We start from the raw sequence: 19,052 nt of genomic DNA, 5'->3' as shown, positions 1-19,052 counted from the left end.
CTCTCATCACCTCCAAGCTAAGCAATTGTTTCTACAATCTAAGCAGTGACTTAACCAACGTTAGACCACACTGTCTTTCGCTTTGACAAGGAGGGTTGAATGACCCGCTCACAGCATTCCCGCTCTGTTCTATTGCAAAACGTCTATCAAACCATTGCTGACAAAATGCCAGCGGCTTCGGCCCCGTTGGTGGAGAATTTTCTCAGCCGCCTGTTCTCTGGTTTGAGCCTTGAAGATCTCACCCAACGCAACCATAGCGATCTATACGGCATGGGAGTGGGCTTATGGAAGGCGCTCAATCGTACCCAAACCTGCGAGCGGCATATCAAGGTGTATAACCCGGAGCTGGCAAAGCATGGCTGGCAATCGACCCATACCATCATCGAAATCATTGTGCCGGATTCGCCGTTCTTGGTGGATTCGATCCGTATGGCACTCAGTCGCAGCGGTATTGCAACTCACGTAATGCTGCACCAACCAATGCGCCTCGACCGCGACGACAAGCAACATATCAGCGCGGTGCACGATGTTGAGCATCAAGAGCTTGGCAACCAGACGGTGTTTATGATTGAGATCGACCGGCAAAGCGATGTCGCCCAGCTACGAGCGTTGAGTATGGAACTGGCCAAGGTGCTCGATGAAGTCGCGGTGGTGGTGAACGATTGGCAGGGGATGCTCAGCCTACTCAAGCAGGTTTCTGATGAGCTGGCCAAAACCAAGGGCAAAGCCGATACCCATCAACTGGCGCAGGCGGTGGCCTTTCTCGATTGGCTGGCTGACAACAACTTTACCTTGATGGGCTATCGTCGCTACGAGCTTAAGCAAAGCAAGGGCGACTTGAACTTAGTGCCTAACGACGAGAGCAGCCTTGGGCTTTACCGTAGTATCTACAAGAGCCATAGCGTGTCGCTATCGAGTTACACTTCGGCAGCGCGCGATCTCGCCACCAACACTACGCCGCTGCTGCTCAACAAGAGCAATCATAAGTCGCGGGTGCATCGTCCCGCCTACATCGACCATGTGGGCATCAAGATATTCGATGGCAAAGGCAAGGTAGTAGGCGAGCACCGCTTCATTGGCCTGTATGCCTCGTCGCTATACAACCGCAGCGTGATGGAGGTGCCCTTAATCAACCAAAAGGTTGAGCGTTTGATGGTTAACTCTGAGCTGCCGCGTGGCTCCCATGCCTACAAAAGCCTGCTCAACATCATGGAGACCTTCCCGCGGGATGAGCTTATTCAAGCCTCAGAGGAAGAGCTGCTTACTACCGGCATCGGCGTGGAGCAGATCCAAGAGCGCGATTTGATCAAGCTGTTTGTACGGCGCGATATCTACGGGCGTTTCTACTCTTGCCTGATTTACATGAGCCGGGATCGCTACAACACCGCTCTGCGGCAACAGTGCCAAGCCGTTTTAAAAGAACATTTTCGCTCCAACGACGAAGTGGAGTTCGCCACCTATTTCACCGAGAGCATGCTGGCGCGCACCCACTACCTTGTCCGCGTCGACAACCAACACCAGGAGTATGACTTGAACGAGCTCAATCAAAACCTGATGGAGGCCGCTCGCACCTGGGAAGACCGGCTGCTGAACTCTCTGGTCGCCAGTTTTGGGGAGGAGCGCGCCAATGCGCTGGGTAGCCGTTTTCAGTATGCCTTCCCGCGCTCGTACAAAGAGAACATCCTGCCAGGCTCTGCGGTGGCAGATATCTGCCAGCTTGAAGCGCTTGGCAGTGAAACCGAACTGGGGATGCTGTTCTATCGCCCGCAAGAGGAGCCGGAAGACAGCAATCATGTGCGCCTTAAACTGTTTCACCTTAACGAGCCGCTGCATCTCAGTGACATTTTACCAATGCTAGAGAACATGGGCCTGCGGGTAATTGGTGAAGCGCCGTATCCGATTAAAACCGCCGATGGCAGCAACTACTGGGTGTTGGACTTCTCCATGCTCTACACCGGGGAAGGGCGGCTGGATATCGAGCAAAGCCGTGAGCGCTTTCAGCAGGCCTTGGCAGAGATCTGGGCCGGCTCGTTGGAAGACGATGGCTTTAACCATCTGGTGTTGGCCGCCGATGCTAGCGGGCGCGATGTGGCGCTGCTGAGAACTTACGCCAAGTACATGCGCCAAATAGGCAGCACCTTTAGCCAACGTTATATTGAGCAGGCGTTTATCAAGTACCCAAGCATTTCGGCGTCGCTGCTCGATCTGTTCCGCCGTCGCTTTGATCCCGGACTCAAGCGCTCGCCAGCGATTGAAAAGAAACTGGAGGCCTCGCTTAACGAGCAGCTAGACGGGGTGAGCAACCTCGATGACGACCGGATTATCCGCCGCTTTATGGAGATGATTAAGGCGACCCTCAGAACCAACTTCTACCAGCGCAATGGCCACGGCGAGATCAAAGAGTATATCTCGATGAAGATCCAGCCCAAAGCGATTAGCGATATGCCAAAGCCGCTGCCGGCGTTTGAGATCTTTGTTTATTCCCCACGGGTTGAAGGTGTGCACCTGCGCGGTGGCAAGGTTGCCCGGGGCGGCCTGCGTTGGTCAGATCGTCGCGAGGACTTTCGCACCGAGGTGCTGGGCTTAGTGAAAGCCCAGCAGGTGAAGAACACTGTAATCGTGCCCGTGGGCGCCAAGGGCGGCTTTGTCTGTAAGCAACTGCCGCCACCTAGCGATAGAGAGGCATGGCTCGAGGAGGGCAAGGCCTGCTACCGCACCTTTATCCGTGGTCTGCTGGATATCAGCGACAACATCGTACAGGGTGAGATTGTCGCGCCCGAGCAGGTGGTTAGGCGCGATGAAGACGACCCTTACTTGGTGGTTGCCGCTGACAAAGGCACCGCCACCTTCTCGGATATCGCCAACCAAATCAGCGCTGAGTACAACTTCTGGATGGGCGACGCCTTTGCCTCAGGCGGTAGCAATGGCTACGACCACAAAGGCATGGGCATTACCGCGCGCGGTGCCTGGGAGTCGGTCAAACGCCACTTCCGTGAGATGGGCATCGATTGTCAGAGCAGCGATTTTAGCTGTATCGCGGTGGGCGATATGGCTGGCGATGTGTTCGGTAACGGTATGCTGCTCTCAGAGCACACCTGCTTGGTTGCCGCATTCAACCATATGCATATCTTCATTGACCCAAGCCCGAATGCCAAGGCTAGCTATACCGAGCGCAAACGGCTGTTCGCGCTGCCGCGCTCGAGCTGGAAAGATTATAACGAGTCACTGATATCCGCTGGTGGTGGCATCTTTGAGCGCAGCGCCAAGTCGATCACCCTGAGTAAAGAGATCCAAAAACTGGTGGGCACCCGCGCAGAGAGCGTCACACCCAATGAACTGATCAAACTGCTGCTAAAAGCCAAGGTCGATCTGTTCTGGAATGGTGGCATTGGCACCTATGTGAAGGGCTCGACTGAGAGCGACATCGATGTGGGCGATCGCGCCAATGATGCGGTGCGGATCAACGGCAGTGAGTTGGGCGCCAAGATCGTGGGCGAGGGCGGTAACCTTGGTATCACCCAGCTAGGGCGTATCGAGATTGCGTTAAACGGTGGCCGTATTAACACAGATTTCACCGATAACGTTGGCGGGGTAGACTGCTCAGACAACGAAGTAAACATTAAGATCCTGTTGAACGCACTGGTGAGCAATGGCGATCTGACCGAGAAGCAGCGCAACCGTACCCTAGAAGAGATGACCGATACCGTGGCAGATATTGTGCTTACCAATGCCTATCGGCAGAGCCAGAGTATCAGTATTAGCCAGCGCTCAGGCGCGGCAATGGTCAAAGAGATCGTGCGCTTCCTTCATTGGCTGGAGCGCAGCGGTCGCCTCGATCGTGGCCTGGAATATCTCCCCAGCGACGAGGAGTTGTTTGAACGACAAGCGGCTGGTGTTGGGCTAACCCGCCCTGAGCTGGCGGTGTTGGTGGCCTATGGCAAGATGGCGCTCAAAGAGATGCTGTTGGATCCGCAGGTGACAGAGGATCCGTTCTTAAGCAAACAACTGGTCGCCTCCTTCCCCGAGCAGCTACAGAAGCGCTACAGCGCGCAGATGCACGAGCACCCGCTGCGCAATGAAATTGTAGCGACCCGTCTAGCCAATCAAATTGTCGACGATGTGGGCTTTAACTTTGTTAGCCGCTTGATGGAGGAGACTGGCGCGATGCCTGCGGAGATCTGCGCCAGCTACGCCACTGCCAAGCAGGTGTTCGGGCTTGGCGATTTGCTCGCCGCCATCGAGGCGCTGGACAACCAGGTAAGTGCAGAGCTGCAGCTGGAGATGATGGACAGCATCCGCCGCATGCTACGCCGGGCAACACGCCGCTTCCTCACGCTACGTGATCGCAGCTTGAGCATCGCGCAGCAGGTAGAGCGTTATCGCCCCGGTTACTTGGCGATACAGCAGCAGCTTTCCAAGGTGCTGGCCGATGACGAGGTTAAGCAGATCAACAAGCACATCGCGCAGCTGGTTAGACAGAAAGTCCCCGAGGCGATTGCCACTGAGCTTGCGCAGATGAGCTCTGCCTATTCGGTGTTGGATCTTGCCGAGATCGCCGAGGAGCTAGAGGCTGATGTGAGTGAACTTGCGCCGGTGTATTTTAATCTGGGATCCCAGCTGGGCCTGCATTGGTTCCTGGAGCAGATCAACTTGCTGGCGGTGGACAATCATTGGCAAGCCTTGGCGCGTGCCTCGTTCCGCGAGGATCTCGACTGGCAGCAACGTCAGCTTAGTCAAAGTGCTTATCGCTGGGCAAAACAGCAGCAAAGTCAGGCGCCGTTGGAGGACTGGCTGGCCAGCCACAGCGCATTGACCGAGCGTTGGCACCACATGCTTGCTGATTTTAAAACCAGTAACACCCATGAATTCGCTAAATTCCCAGTTTTATTGAGAGAATTAAACCTTCTTAATTTAAATTGTGCCGCGAAATAGTATAGAATCACGCCCCCGAAGCCCCGCACCTTCGGGGGAGATTCTAGGAGCCGGCATGTATTACCCTTTAGCACGTAAACTCATCTTCCAACTTAACCCAGAACGCGCCCATGACATGATCATCGACATGTTCAAGCGCACCGGTGGTACTCCACTGGATCTAATGTATCGCCAGCGGATCAAGGATAATCCGGTTGAAGTCATGGGACTGACCTTTCCTAACCCAGTTGGTCTGGCTGCAGGTTTAGATAAAAACGGTGAGTGTATCGATGCATTTGGTGCCTTAGGCTTCGGTTTTATTGAAGTTGGAACCGTAACGCCGCGCGCCCAAGACGGTAATCCTAAGCCACGTATTTTCCGTTTGGTTGAAGCTGAAGGTTTAATTAACCGCATGGGCTTTAACAACAAAGGGATCGATTATTTGGTTGAGCAGGTAAAAGGATCCAATTACAACGGCGTGCTAGGGATCAATATCGGCAAAAACCTAACCACCTCGGTTGAAAATGGTAAAGACGATTACCTTATCTGCATGGATAAGGCGTTTGAACATGCTGACTACATTACTGTAAATATCTCTAGCCCAAATACGCCCGGCCTACGCACTTTGCAATATGGTGAGGCATTGGACGATTTGCTAGCTTCATTAACTGAGCGTAAGCAACAACTTAGCGCTAAGTTCAATAAGCATGTGCCCTTGCTAATTAAAATTGCTCCAGACTTGGATGAGTCAGAAATTGAGCAAATTAGTGACTCATTGATTCGTTATCAGCTTGATGGGGTTATCGCCACCAACACTACGCTGGACCGCAGCATGGTCGACGGTATGGCGCATGCGGCCGAGGCGGGTGGCCTGAGCGGTCGTCCAGTGCAGTTGAAGTCCACCGAAGTGATCCGCAAATTGGATCATTATTTAAATAAAAAGATCCCAATCGTTGGGGTGGGTGGAATTGATTCGGCTATGGCTGCTAAAGAAAAGATCCAAGCCGGTGCTCAGCTAGTTCAGCTATATAGTGGCTTTATTTATAAAGGGCCAAAGTTAATTAAAGAGATTGCTGAACTGCTCTAATTTTATTCAAATAATCGTTGTCTTTGCCTAAATTGCGTAGTAGTTTTATACAGCAATTAGGCAAGGACAATATTTGAGCACTATGCTTATTCACCCAAACAATCAATGGCACTGGCTATTTGATCCTGACAAAAGTGCAATGACACTGGAGTTGGGAGATGAGCTATTGTTTGTTTCTGCCTTGACTACTCAGCGTTGCGTTCCTTATGCGCAAGGCGACCAACCTTTCTCTACTGAGCACGCCGAACTCTATTATGCCTTCTTGGAAGGTCTGGACTCATTCGAATGGCCAGCACCGGTTAAAGTGCATGTGGTGCTCAATGCCGTTGCGATGGTGTTGTTCCACAAGCCGATGATGCCGCAGAGTTGGTTTTTTAAACCGATTGCTCATCAGTACTTCACCAAGCTCACCGTGGGCGAAGTGGTGGTCTGTCAGGGGCAAGAGGGGAATGGTCGGTTTGTGTTGCTGGAGAGCAACGAAAAGAGCTACACCTTGATGTACATCGACAAGCAACTGAGCTTAGATGGCATTAAACACCTGCAACAGTTTGATACCATCAAAGTGATGCACGATCGCGTGCTGCCGCTGCGTACTGCCCAATCTCTCGGCTTTGCCCGCAGCGCCTAATTTTCTGTTCTCGCTAACCTCTCTCTCGCTAGTGTTTTAGCAGCTCTAGGATGTGATCCGTCATATCGTCGGCCAAAAGCGGCTGCGCCTCGGCGTTTGGGTGGATGCCATCGTCCATCATCAGCTCGCTATCGAGGGCTATCTCCTCGATAAAAAACGGCAGCAGTGGCACGTCATAGCTATCGCTGATGCTCGGGTAGAGCTTTTCAAAGCCTTCTGTGTAGCGACGACCATAGTTGGGAGGAATACGGATCTGCATCAGCGCCACCTCAGCCCCGGCATCTTGCGCCAATTCGATCATCTCGCTGAGGTTGGCCTCCAGACGCGCCAAGGGAAAGCCGCGTAGGCCATCATTACCACCGAGTTCAATCAAAACCCAATCGGGTCCATGCTTATCGAGCAGGGCGGGCAAGCGCGCTAAGCCGCCAGCGCTGGTTTCCCCACTAACGCTACCGTTAATTAGTTCAAAACCCGGATGCTCAACCCGCAGTTGCTGCTCGGCCAGTGCCACCCAGCCTTGGCGGGTATCAAGGCGATAGGCTGCACTGAGGCTGTCGCCTACAATCAGCATTTTTGTTGGCGCAGCAACCGATACACTGATACAAATAAAACAGAGGGCAAGAGCAAGCCCACTTCTAACTAGCTGATTTTTAAAAGCAGTCTTTTGGGCTACGGCGAGCGTAACTAGTGACAATCTTATTGCGCAGACAGACAGCTGCAACCGCTTAAGCATACCGAGGATCTCACTGTGACAGGGCAGTACCAGACACCTAACATAATCATAAACGCCGAAGGACTCAATCATCGGGTCGACTCTGGCAGCGAACAACTTACCTTGTTAAAAGACATCAACCTGCAAGTTAGTCAGGGCGAAAGCGTGGCCATTGTGGGGGCGTCTGGCTCGGGGAAAACCACCTTGCTAAGCATGCTGGCCGGCTTGGACTCGCCCAGTGAGGGCGAGATTGCAGTATGCGGCGCTAATCTCAAACAGTTGGATGAGGAGCAGCGCGCCACGCTGCGCCGAGAAAAACTTGGCTTCATCTTCCAGCAGTTCTTGCTAATCCCCAGTCTATCGGCCTTGGACAACGTGATGTTGGCCGCTCAGCTGCGCGGCCTAGATGATGCCAAAGCGTTAGCTGCCCAGTGGCTGGAGCGAGTCGGCTTGCGCGAGCGAGCCAGTCATTTTCCCAACCAACTCTCTGGTGGCGAACAGCAACGGGTGGCCATCGCCCGCGCATTTATTTGCCAGCCTGAAGTGCTGTTTGCTGATGAGCCTTCAGCCAACCTTGATGCAGAGAACGGTCATCGCATCGAAGAGTTACTGTTCAGCTTAAACCAACAACTGGGTACCACTTTGGTGCTGGTGACTCACGACCCAAGCTTGGCCGCGCGTTGTGACCGAGTGCAGCAGATGGCGGGCGGCGCTTTATCTGAGGCTCGGCCATGAACGGGTTAAGTTGGCGTCTGTTTATCGCTGAGCTGCGCCGCGGCGAGCTGATTATTGTCTGTTTGGCCATCATCTTGGCGGTGAGCTCGGTATGGCTGTTCTCCTCGGTCACTTACCAGGTTGAAGCGGCGCTGGTATCTCGCAGTAGCGACTTCTTGGCGGCTGATCGGGTGGTGCGCAGCGCCCATCCAGTAGAGTTGCCGCTCGAGCAGCAAGCCTCGCAGCGCCAACTTAACTATGCAGAACAGCTACTGTTTCCCACCATGGTGTTTGCCGGCGATGAGATGGCTCTGGCCAATGTAAAGGCTGTCAGCGCTAATTACCCGCTGCGCGGCGAGCTGTTAATCAGACCTGCGCTGCTAGCGCAAGGCGAGGTCAGCGAAGCGCCGCTGCCGGGCGAGGCTTGGCTGGCCGAGCGGTTGTTCTACCAGTTAGGCATTGATATCGGTGCCGATATCGAAGTGGGCGACAAGCTGCTGCGGGTCAGCGGCGTGATTGAGCGCGAACCCGATGCACCGTTTAGTGTGTTTATGACCTCACCACGGGTGTTGATCAACCTCCAAGATGCCGAGGCTACCGGCGTTATCCAACCGGGCAGCCGCCTAAGCTACCGCTATCAGTTTGCGGGTGGCGAAGCATCGCTCACGCAGTTGGATGAGTGGCTGCGACCGCGTCTGGCTGACAATCAGCGGCTGTTGGATGTGCACACTGCCGGGAACCCGTTGAGTGAGGCCTTGGAGCGCGCGCAACGCTTCTTGCTGCTGGCCGGCTTGATTGGTGTACTGCTGGCATCCTCGGCGATAGCGGTTGCCAGCCGGCTTTACTGTCGCCGCCACTACGATGTGGTCGCCATCTTTAAGGTGTTGGGAGCACAACGTCGCCAGGTGCAGCGGGTCTACCTCACTCACTGGTGCTTGATTGTACTCACCGCCGTGTTATTGGGGTTGGCTTTGGGGGCGGTATTACAGCTACCGCTAAGCCGTGTCGCTAGTCAGGCCCTGGATTTGGAGCTGCCAATGGTGTGGTGGCGGCCGCTGTTGGTTGCCGGTGGCACCGGCTGGCTATGCGCCTTAGCCTTTACCCTACCCACGCTGGCGCAACTGTTTGGTGTTGCCCCGCTCAGGGTAATTCGGCGTGACCATGACGCTTCGGTGGTGGCGCCTTGGCAGGTGGCGTTATGGATAGTGCTTGCGGTGTTTGTGCTGCTGTACTGGTACAGCGCGTCGCTGCAGCTCAGTTTGCTGCTGATGGGCGGCGGTATGCTGGCGGTACTGCTGATTGTTGGCCTGCAAACCGTGGTGCTGCGAGGCTTGACCCGTTGGCGCGAGCATTCGCGCTCGCTGGGCATGCGCCTTGCTATTTCCTCGCTTTACCAGCGCGCCAGTAGTAACCAATTACAATTGTTGGGTTTTAGTATCGCGATCATGCTGGCGCTGCTGATTTGGGTGGTGCAACGCGATTTGATTGCGCAGTGGGAGCAGCAAGTACCCGAAAATGCGCCCAATCATTTTGTGTTGAACATAGCCCCCAACCAACTACCCGAGATCCAACAGAAGTTTGCTGATGCAGAGCTTAGCGTGAGTCAGCTCTATCCCATGGTGCGTGGGCGGCTGATCAGCGTCAACGATGAGGCGGTGTCCCAGCGTGAGCGCAGCGATGAGTTCGATGAAAAGCAAAGTGAGCGACGCCCCGGGCCCGGCCGCGAGCTGAATCTAAGCTTTGCTGACACCCTCGATGACAACAACAAGATCGTCGCGGGCAGATGGCATGGCAGTGAGGTAGGGGCGCAAGCCTCGGTTGAGCAAGAGTTTGCCGAACGCCTAGGCCTGCAGTTGGGCGATCGGCTTTTGTTCCGGGTAGGCGGGTTGGAGGCCTTAGTTACCGTGACCAGCCTGCGCAGTGTCGACTGGAACAGCATGCAGCCTAACTTCTATGTGCTGATGAGCACCGATGTGTTGGATAACTTCGGCCATAGCTATATGGGCTCCTTTCATCTGCCGGAGGGCAACAGCCGCTGGCTAAGTGGCTTGTTACGCGTGTTTCCAACCTTAGTAGTGATTGATGTTGCCGCCTTGATCGCCCGCTTGCAGGGCGTGGTCGAGCAAGTCGGCCTGGCGCTCAAGCTGGTGTTCGCGATTGTGCTGGTGGCAAGCTCGCTGGTGTTGCTGGCGCAAACCCAAGGCTCATTGGATGAGCGTAAGCGCCAGTTGGTGGTGCTGCGTACCTTGGGCGCGGGCCGGGCGACGCTGCGTGCCAGTATTGTGTGGGAGTTTGTACTACTCGGTGCGGTGGCTGGCGTGGTGGCGGCGTGTTGCTCGCAGCTACTGCTTAATGCCCTGCAGTATTGGGTGTTTGAAAGCCCGCTTACCCTTGCCTGGTCGCTGTGGCTGGCCGGGCCGATTAGTGGTGCGTTGGTGGTGGCATTGGTTGGCGCCTTGCGCACCTCTGCATTACTAAAATTGAATTCTGCACAATTAGTTAGGCGCATTAGCTAGTGCGATTTCCCGGTTCCGTGTTAATCTTATAACAAATGGATCTATACCCATACGACTAACAATAAGCTCGTAAATCGAGCAAAAAAAGGCGACGGAGCCGGAATGAAACTACAGCAGCTGCGCTATATCGTGGAAGTAGCTAACAACAACCTTAATGTTTCAGCTACAGCAGAGAGTCTCTACACCTCACAACCGGGGATCAGTAAGCAGATCCGCTTGCTTGAAGACGAGTTGGGGGTACAGATATTTAAGCGTAGCGGTAAGCATCTCAGCCAGGTGACGCCCGCGGGTAAAGAGATTATCCGCATCAGTAACGAGATCATGGGCAAGGTTGAGAGCATTAAGGCGGTTGCCAGCCAGCATACCCATCCCGATCGTGGTTCGCTGAATATCTCTACCACCCACACCCAAGCGCGCTATGCGCTACCCTCGGTGATCCAAGACTTTATCAAGCGTTATCCCAATGTGTCGCTGAATATGCATCAAGGCACCCCGGCGCAAATCAATGAAGCGGTCTCGAAAGGCACTGCCGATTTTGCGATTGCCACCGAGGCGATGCACTATTTCTCGGATATGGTGATGCTGCCATGTTACTACTGGAACCGCAGTATTCTGGTGACTAAGGAGCACGAACTGGCTAAGCGTTATCTCTCTGGTGAGCAGATCACCGTTGAGCATCTGGCGCAGTTCCCGTTAGTCACCTACATCTTCGGATTTACCGGTCGCTCAGAGCTGGACGAAGCCTTTAACCAGGCGGGTAAAGAGCCGAAGATCGTGTTCACTGCCACCGATGCCGATGTTATCAAAACCTATGTGCGCATGGGGATCGGTGTGGGCGTATTGGCCAGCATGGCGATTAACGAAGAGCAGGACAGCGATCTGGTGGCCATCGACGGCAGCCACCTGTTCAAGGCCAGCACCACACAGATTTGCTTCCGTAAGGGCACCTTCTTGCGCACCTACATGTACGACTTTATCGAAGGCTTCGCTCCGCACCTGAACCGCAACTTGGTGGACTTGGCGGTGCAGGCTAAGAACCCACGTGAGCTGGAGCGCTTGTTCGCCGATATCGAGCTACCGATTAAATAGCTCGCCCTTTAACACTCGATAATATTCACTGCGAGGCCGCCACGGGCGGTCTCTTTGTATTTGGTCTGCATATCGCAGCCGGTTTCCCACATGGTCTTAATGGCCTTATCCAGCGATACCTTATGTTGACCGCTCCCGCGTAGCGCCAGACGCGCCGCGTTAATCGCCTTCATTGCCCCCATCGCGTTGCGCTCGATGCACGGCACCTGCACCAGACCGCCAATGGGGTCACAGGTCAGCCCCAGGTTGTGTTCGATACCAATTTCTGCAGCATTTTCGATCTGTGCCGCCGAGCCGCCAAACAAGGCGGTAAGCCCGGCCGCCGCCATGGAGCATGCCACGCCCACTTCGCCCTGACAGCCGACTTCTGCGCCGGAGATCGATGCGTTGAGTTTATACAGAGCACCAATCGCGGTGGTGGTTAGGAAAAACTGGCGGATAGCTGATGGGTCGAGCTTACAGACGAAGTGATCGTAGTAATGCAGCACCGCGGGAATAATGCCCGCCGCACCGTTGGTGGGGGCTGTGACCACCCGGCCGCCAGCGGCGTTCTCTTCGCTTACCGCCAAGGCATAGAGGTTGACCCAGTCCATCACATTCAGCGGATCGCTGCTGGTGCTGCGTTGGGCATTGAGTTGACGGTGGATCGCCGAGGCGCGCCGAACCAGTTTTAGGCCGCCGGGCAGCATGCCTTCGTGGTTCATGCCGCCACTAACACAGGCCTGCATGGTGGCCCAAAGCTGCTCAAGATAGTGGTCTATCTCTTGCGCGCTATGCATGGTCAGTTCGTTATCCAACATCAAGTTGGCGATGCTCTTACCCTCGCGCGAAGCCAGTGCCAGCAGCTCATCGGCGGTGCTAAAAGGATGGGGCAAGGTCTGCGTTTTACTGGCAGGGCCTTCACCTTCTTCCAGGATATAGCCGCCACCAATCGAGTAATAACTGGTGCTGATGGCGCTGCCACTGTTTAACTGTGCGTGGAAGGTCAGGGCATTGCTGTGCTGCGGCAGTGATTTATTACGGTGGAATAGGATGGCCCCTTCGCGAGGGAAAGGCACGGCGTGAGTGCCTGCCAGCATCAATTGCTCACTTTGTTCAAGTACAGCTAGATGCTTAGGGATCGCGGCGACGTCGATACTTTCTGGAAGCTCGCCCATTAAGCCTAGAATCACCGCCTTGCCAGTGCCATGGCCTTTACCGGTGGCGCCCAATGAGCCAAACAGCTCCACACTAATCTGCTCGACGGACTCCAAGCCGTGAGTTGTAGCAAGCTCGTCCACAAAGCGCTTGGCGGCGCGCATTGGGCCGACGGTGTGAGAGCTGGAGGGGCCGATACCGATGGTGAAAAGGTCGAACACACTGACCATAAAACGCGATTTCCTTATCTGTGGCAAATTCCATTAAACATAGCATCTACCGCTGGAAATAGAATCAGCCCTTCTTACAAAATGCGCCCTTGGTTACGATGCGCGTTAAAAAACACTGTTGCCATTTTTGCTTCCCGCTTGGCAGTGAAGGGCAAAATCATGCAGGATGCGCGCGGTTGCACCCCACACCAGCTCGCCACCTACCACGATAAATAGCACCTTGTGCAACTCGCCGTTACGCTGGATCTCATGGGTGTGATAGGCGCGTTCATACAGGAAAGGCTGCAGAGGGAGCTGTAAGATCTGCTCTACCTCTTCTGGGTTGTGTCGAAGTTGGTAGTCGCCACTCACCTCGGCAACAAAGGGTGTCACGGTAAAGTTACTAACGGTGGAGCGCTTAGGCAGTTCGCCCAACACCTTTACAAAGCGTGGGGCGAGGCCAATCTCCTCGTACGCCTCGCGCAGCGCGGTGGCTTGCAGGTCGGCATCTTCTGGATCGTGGCGGCCGCCGGGTAGGCTGATCTGTCCGGGGTGATGGCGTAGATGGCGGGCGCGGCGCGTTAGCAGCAGCTGCTGGCGGGCAACATCGATGGCCAGTAATACGGCAGCGGGCTGCCGAGCTGGATCCGCGGGATGGGGAAGGGCGCTTTGCAATACAAAGCGCTGTTTGTAATGTTGCTCGTCCATGTCGCCTTTTAAGTTTCAATCGCTTCGAGCTAGGTGCTCAATGCAGGGAGGATCCGACTGAGTTTGTCGAAACACTCCTGATATTCCTGTTCTACTTCAGAGTCTACCACTACCGCGCCACCTGCCCAGCAATGGATTTTCCCTTGCTCGCACACCAAGGTGCGGATGGTGATATTGGTGTCCATATCACCATTGTGGTTGATATAGCCGATGGCGCCACAGTAGGCGTTGCGTCGATGCGGCTCCAGCTCTTCGATAATCTCCATGGCGCGGATCTTCGGCGCGCCAGTGATTGAGCCGCCGGGAAAGCACGCGGCCAGCAGTTGCTCCGCGCTGACGCTATCAGGCAGCTCTGCAGTTACCGTGCTCACCAAGTGGTGCACCGCCGGGAAGCTTTCCACCTCAAACAGCTTGGGCACTCGCACCGTGCCAGGTATTGCTACCCGGCCGATGTCGTTGCGCAGTAGGTCGACAATCATCAGGTTTTCCGCTTGGTCTTTCTCGGATTGCCGAAGCTGCTGTTTTTGTCGCTGGTCCTGCTCGGTGGTCGCGCCGCGTTTACGGGTGCCTTTGATCGGTTTGGTTTCTACGGTGCTGCCTCGTTTAGCGATAAAGCGCTCTGGCGAGACACTTAGAATGCAGCTCTGTGGCAGACGCATAAAGGCGCTGAACGGCGCTTGGTTACCCGCCAACAAGCGTTGGTAGGCATCAAACTCATCGCCTTGGTAGCGGCTGCTAAAGCGCTGAGTAAGGTTAATCTCGTAGCAATCACCACTTTTCAGGTACTCCTGCACCTGATCAAAGCGCTGGCGGTACTGCGCTTCACTGAGGTTACTCTGCCAGTGCTCGCTTAGCGCAAATGCCGGTTTGGCTTGAGTTTGTAGCTGCTGCAGCCATTCCAGGCGTTTGGCGAGCTTGGCGTCAGCGGCTTGCTCAGTTAGGCCTTGGGAGTAGCTTACCAGCAACAGCTGCTGGGCGGCTTTATCATGAATGATGGCCCAGTCGTAGTAACCTAACGCCATATCGGGAGTGGCAATATCTTGCTCGGCAATCTCAGGCATGCGCTCCAGGCTGCGCCCTAAATCGTAGCCCCACAGGCCAAGGCAGCCACCGCTAAAGGGCAGGGCGTGATGCTCCCCCTCGCTAAACAGGCGCTGGCGTAGCTGTTGGGCTTGAGTAAAGGGGTTGCCATCGACGGAGGTGACCACGCCGTTTTCAAGCTGCGTGCCTTGGCCATCTTGGTAGCAGAGGGTCGCAATGGGGTCGGCGACGATAATGTCGAACTGGCTATCAGGGTGGTCTTGGCTGGCCGATTGTAAAAAACAACTCCACACTTGTTGCGAAAGTGCTGGAAGAATGTGGTCAAGCGTAAGAGAAAGAGGTTGAATTCGTACCATTCTTTATAAAGATTGTTCAGTTAAAGCTTGCTTAACAAGCACGTCCGACAAAATTGCCCAAAACCGGATGGGCGTCGCTAGCCCAGTGAGGGGCGCAAGGTTATCATAGGCGACCATGGAACACGACCTCTGCCCGCACACAGAGAAGTAGCATCCCCTCGGCAGAGTTGAAATGAATTCATAATTAAAACGACGGAGAGACTATGACTGTCATTCGCAAGCAGGACTTTATCGATAGCGTAGCTGATGCGCTGCAATTTATTTCGTACTACCATCCGCTTGACTTCGTAGAAGCCATGGCCGATGCCTATGAAAAAGAGCAGAGCGTAGCGGCCAAAGATGCTATCGCGCAGATCCTTATTAACTCACGGATGTGTGCTCAAGGTAAGCGTCCAATCTGTCAGGACACCGGCATTATCACCGCTTTCGTGAAAGTGGGTATGGATGTGCGTTGGGAGTCAGACCTGACTGTTCAAGAGATGGTGGATGAAGGCGTTCGCCGTGCTTACACCAACCCCGATAACACCCTTCGCGCTTCAGTGGTTGCTGACCCTAACGGCGCTCGCAAAAACACCCGCGACAATTCACCTGCCGTTGTACACACCGAGCTGGTAGCTGGCGATAAGGTAGAGATCATGGTTGCGGCCAAGGGTGGCGGTAGCGAAAACAAATCGAAGATGGTAATGCTAAACCCATCTGACAGCGTCGCTGATTGGGTGGTTAAGACCTTGCCAAGCATGGGTGCTGGCTGGTGTCCACCGGGTATGATCGGCATCGGTATCGGCGGTACTGCTGAGAAAGCGGCAGTGATGGCCAAAGAGTCGTTGATGGACCCTATTGATATCCAAGAGCTGCAAGCGCGTGGCGCCAGCAATGCTGACGAAGAGCTGCGTCTGGAGCTGATGGAGCGCGTTAACAAGCTGGGTATCGGCGCCCAAGGTCTGGGTGGTCTGACGACCGTGCTAGATGTAAAAGTGAAGTCTTGCCCGACTCACGCCGCCTCTAAGCCAGTTGTGATGATCCCCAACTGTGCAGCAACCCGTCACGCACACTTCTACCTTGATGGCAGCGGCCCAGCCGAGCTGAAAGAGCCTAAGCTGGAAGATTGGCCAGAGATTAGCTGGGAAGTCGGTGACAACGTACGTCGCGTTAACGTGGACGAGTTGACCAAAGAGAACATCGCCGAGTGGAAGATGGGTGAAACTGTTCTGCTAAACGGTAAGATCCTGACCGGTCGTGATGCGGCTCACAAGCGCATTAAAGAGCTGCTGGAATCCGGTGAAGGCCTGCCAGAAGGCGTGGATTTCGATGGCCGCTTTATCTACTACGTGGGCCCGGTTGATGCAGTACGCGACGAAGTAGTAGGCCCTGCTGGCCCAACGACCTCTACCCGTATGGACAAGTTCTCTGACATGATGCTGGAAGAGTGCAACTTGCTAGGTATGATCGGTAAAGCCGAGCGTGGCCCTGCAACCGTTGATTCTATCAAGCGCAATCAAAGCGTTTACCTGATGGCCGTAGGCGGTGCAGCTTACCTCGTATCGAAAGCGATCAAGAAAGCGCGCGTTGTTGCGTTTGAAGAGCTGGGTATGGAAGCGATCTACGAGTTTGAAGTAGAAGATATGCCAGTGACGGTTGCGGTTGATTCCAACGGTAACTCTGCACACGCTGAGGGTCCGGCGATTTGGCAGGCCAAGCTTGAAGAGCTGGATGCCAAGCTATCTAGCTAACAGCCCGCTGAGCCTTGCTCGTTAAGAGCAGGCTACGCGAATAGTAAAAGGCGGCCCGTGAGCCGCCTTTTTTGATCGCTATATTTGCCCTAGTTTTGGCTTGCTTGCAGTCGTTTGCTAAGCACATGATCGGCCGACAACGGTCCGGCTCCCCAAATCAAGGTGATCAGAATCATAAGGCCCCACAGCTGATGGTCGTAAAAACCGCCGGGCCAAAGGGCTGGGTAAGACACCACCGCAATAATGTTAAAGAAGAACAGCACAAACGCCGCCGGACGCGTCGCCAGACCCAATAATAGGAACAGCGGAACAATCAGTTCTGTCGCGGTGCCCAAATATGCAGCCAGTTGCCAGGGAAGCAGTGGCACCTGATATTCCAGTTCAAACAAGAACAGGGTGGAGTCCCAGCTGTTGTACTTGAGCCAGCCTGAACGGAAGAACACCCACGCCACCCATAAGCGGCAAAGCGTGAGCAGTAATGGGATCAGTGCCGCCTGCATTGCTGACACTAAGCGTTGATAGTGGGTCACTAAAGTCATTGTTTTTCCTTATTTAGGCTTTAGCAGCGGCGTTAAAGCCGCTGAGTAACTGTTGCTGGAGGGCCATACCAAGCAGTGCTTGGAGCTGCTCAAGACACTCTTCATCGAGCTCGGCCAATGGCCGTTGGCGCTGACAATGTTGCAGGAACCGGTGCTCGCTTGCCGATAAGGGCAATACCCGCACACTAAAATCAGGCTGCTTGATAAGCGCAGCGTACTCTGATGTGTTCAACTCAATCGCCTCAACCTGTTGTTCGCTCACCATCTGATGGATGGTGACGATAGGGTGGGCGCTGGCAAATAGCGCAAGCTGCGGGCGCAAGTTAAATACCAAATCTATAAACTGCGCCTCGCTGACCGAGCTGAGGGCAGCCACATCAAACGGTGTGTCGCTATGTGGCGCTGCACTTACCTGTTCCATAAGCCAGTCAAAGCGGGCGACATCGCATAGGTAGTCGAGTGAGCGTAGCTCTGGTAGCGATGCCGTGAACTCCGCAAAGTGCTCGCCAAAACGGTTAAGGTCACCGCTGTTATGACCAAACTTGGCCAAGTAAGCACGGGCGATGCTGTCGAAGCTCTCTTCACCAACTAACTGCAGTACCGTGGGGTAGCTGGCTTGCAAGGCCTCACTGAGGCTCGCCACATAGTTGTTGCGGTAGATCTGCATTGCTTGTTGGGCGCTAACGCTGGTGGGTGCCAGCAGCTCAAACACCTGCTCGTCCTGCCTGCGCAGATAGGCGGAGAACTCGCGCTGTAGTTGCTCAAGCATGACTTAGCTCCTGCGCGTTCTTTGCGCTATCGGCATGAGTGCGCAGCAGCGACAACTGCTGCTCAAGTACTTCAAACTCCGGGAAGTCGCTGTCCCACTCTAATAACACCATCATTGGCGCTTGGCTAAGGCTAAGGTAGTGGCGATATAGCGCCCATACCTCATCGCGAACCGGTTGATTGTGGGTATCGATCAATACCCTAGCATCACCGATCTGCTTCTCGGTATGGCCAGCCATATGTAGCTGCTTCACCCGATGGCTGTCGATTTGCTCTAAATAGCGTTTGCCAGCAGCAATGACACCCTCGCTGCCTTGATTGAATGCGCTGACGAACACGTTGTTGATGTCTAGCAGCAAGCCGCAGCCAGTTTCGGCGCTGAGCTGATTCAAAAAATCGGCTTCTTCGATTTGACTGTCGGCATACTGCAGATAGGCCGAGGGGTTTTCGATAAGTATCTGGCGTTGCAGGGAGTCTTGAAATTGCTTGATGTTGTCGGCAAAGACCTTAAAGCTCTCCTCGGTATAAGGTACAGGTAGAAGATCGTTAAAGTGTTGGCCGTCAACTTGGCTCCAACTCAGGTGTTCACTGACGAGCGCAGGCTGATAGCGTTCAACGCACAGTTTCACCTTGCGTAAGTGCTGTTTATCCATGCCTTGAGCCGAGCCTAAAGAGAGTCCAACCCCGTGCAGCGTGACCGGGTAATGCTGCGCGGCCTGAGATAGCTGGTGGCTGCTTAGTGAGTGGGGGTTAAAGTAGTTTTCGGTGTGGGCTTCAACAAAATCGATAGCAGGGTGCTTTTGTTGGGCAAGCGAGTTGGCAATCTGACTGCGGATCCCTAAACCGAACTGTAGGTGCTGCATAGTTACTCCCGTAAGATAAACCTAACTGGTGGGGGAATCGGGAG

General features: G+C 54.5%; 14 protein-coding genes. 7 read left to right on the top strand and 7 right to left on the bottom strand.

Going from position 1 to position 19,052, the window contains the following annotated elements:
• Positions 1-99: 99 nt before the first annotated feature.
• The 3 genes from G461_RS0115900 to G461_RS0115890 all read left to right on the top strand — a co-directional run bounded on the left by G461_RS0115900 (position 100) and on the right by G461_RS0115890 (position 6,626).
• Positions 100-4,932 (top strand): NAD-glutamate dehydrogenase, encoded by a 4,833-nt coding sequence (locus tag G461_RS0115900; protein WP_026972580.1) that lies wholly within the window; start codon positions 100-102, stop codon positions 4,930-4,932.
• Between the two features lie 55 nt (positions 4,933-4,987).
• A complete protein-coding gene (gene pyrD, locus G461_RS0115895; protein ID WP_026972579.1) occupies positions 4,988-5,998 on the top strand; it encodes a quinone-dependent dihydroorotate dehydrogenase in 1,011 nt (336 codons plus the stop codon).
• Between the two features lie 82 nt (positions 5,999-6,080).
• Positions 6,081-6,626, top strand: coding sequence for a cell division protein ZapC domain-containing protein (locus G461_RS0115890; protein WP_026972578.1), 546 nt, complete (start codon positions 6,081-6,083; stop codon positions 6,624-6,626).
• 28 nt (positions 6,627-6,654) lie between these two features.
• Here the strand turns inward: G461_RS0115890 and G461_RS0115885 are convergent, their stop codons facing one another.
• Positions 6,655-7,197 carry an arylesterase gene (locus G461_RS0115885; RefSeq protein ID WP_051333608.1) on the bottom strand — a complete coding sequence of 181 codons (543 nt, stop codon included), beginning with the start codon at positions 7,195-7,197 and terminating at the stop codon, positions 6,655-6,657.
• Between the two features lie 177 nt (positions 7,198-7,374).
• On the opposite strand from G461_RS0115885, the gene G461_RS0115880 reads away from it, so the two are divergent.
• The 3 genes from G461_RS0115880 (at position 7,375) to cysB (ending at position 11,657) form a co-directional block, all read left to right on the top strand.
• Positions 7,375-8,073, top strand: coding sequence for an ABC transporter ATP-binding protein (locus G461_RS0115880; protein WP_425393848.1), 699 nt, complete (start codon positions 7,375-7,377; stop codon positions 8,071-8,073).
• Positions 8,070-10,568: an ABC transporter permease gene (locus G461_RS0115875; RefSeq protein WP_026972575.1), complete on the top strand. Its 2,499-nt coding sequence runs from the start codon at positions 8,070-8,072 to the stop codon at positions 10,566-10,568. The genes G461_RS0115880 and G461_RS0115875 overlap by 4 nt, the downstream gene beginning before the upstream one ends.
• Positions 10,569-10,670: 102 nt before the next feature.
• The gene (gene cysB, locus G461_RS0115870; RefSeq protein ID WP_026957984.1) at positions 10,671-11,657 is read left to right on the top strand and encodes an HTH-type transcriptional regulator CysB; all 987 of its coding nucleotides are present in this window, start codon (positions 10,671-10,673) and stop codon (positions 11,655-11,657) included.
• An 8-nt stretch (positions 11,658-11,665) separates the two neighbouring features.
• On the opposite strand, the gene G461_RS0115865 is transcribed toward cysB, so the two are convergent.
• The 3 genes from G461_RS0115865 to pabB all read right to left on the bottom strand — a co-directional run bounded on the left by G461_RS0115865 (position 11,666) and on the right by pabB (position 15,108).
• Entirely contained in the window at positions 11,666-13,024 is a 1,359-nt protein-coding gene (locus tag G461_RS0115865; RefSeq protein WP_026972574.1) for an L-serine ammonia-lyase, read from the bottom strand.
• A gap of 105 nt (positions 13,025-13,129) precedes the next feature.
• The gene (locus G461_RS0115860; RefSeq protein WP_026972573.1) at positions 13,130-13,711 is read right to left on the bottom strand and encodes a CoA pyrophosphatase; all 582 of its coding nucleotides are present in this window, start codon (positions 13,709-13,711) and stop codon (positions 13,130-13,132) included.
• A gap of 29 nt (positions 13,712-13,740) precedes the next feature.
• Positions 13,741-15,108, bottom strand: a complete 1,368-nt coding sequence (pabB, locus tag G461_RS0115855) for an aminodeoxychorismate synthase component I (protein WP_026972572.1) — start codon at positions 15,106-15,108, stop codon at positions 13,741-13,743.
• Positions 15,109-15,311: 203 nt separating this feature from the next.
• Between pabB and G461_RS0115850 the strand changes: the two genes are divergently transcribed.
• A complete protein-coding gene (locus tag G461_RS0115850; protein ID WP_026957980.1) occupies positions 15,312-16,838 on the top strand; it encodes a fumarate hydratase in 1,527 nt (508 codons plus the stop codon).
• 89 nt (positions 16,839-16,927) lie between these two features.
• Here the strand turns inward: G461_RS0115850 and G461_RS0115845 are convergent, their stop codons facing one another.
• The 3 genes from G461_RS0115845 to bufB are packed head-to-tail and all read right to left on the bottom strand — an operon-like array spanning position 16,928 to position 19,008.
• Positions 16,928-17,377 (bottom strand): DoxX family protein, encoded by a 450-nt coding sequence (locus tag G461_RS0115845; RefSeq protein WP_026972571.1) that lies wholly within the window; start codon positions 17,375-17,377, stop codon positions 16,928-16,930.
• A 13-nt stretch (positions 17,378-17,390) separates the two neighbouring features.
• The gene (locus G461_RS0115840; RefSeq protein WP_026972570.1) at positions 17,391-18,146 is read right to left on the bottom strand and encodes an HvfC/BufC N-terminal domain-containing protein; all 756 of its coding nucleotides are present in this window, start codon (positions 18,144-18,146) and stop codon (positions 17,391-17,393) included.
• Positions 18,139-19,008, bottom strand: coding sequence for an MNIO family bufferin maturase (gene bufB / locus G461_RS0115835; RefSeq protein ID WP_026972569.1), 870 nt, complete (start codon positions 19,006-19,008; stop codon positions 18,139-18,141). Before bufB ends, G461_RS0115840 begins: the two co-directional genes overlap by 8 nt.
• Positions 19,009-19,052: the final 44 nt, after the last annotated feature.

This window comes from Aliagarivorans marinus DSM 23064 (genome assembly GCF_000429485.1).
Lineage (GTDB): Bacteria > Pseudomonadota > Gammaproteobacteria > Enterobacterales > Celerinatantimonadaceae > Aliagarivorans > Aliagarivorans marinus.
Note: the sequence above shows the minus strand (reverse complement) of the source record. Positions and strands in the feature narration are given on the sequence as shown.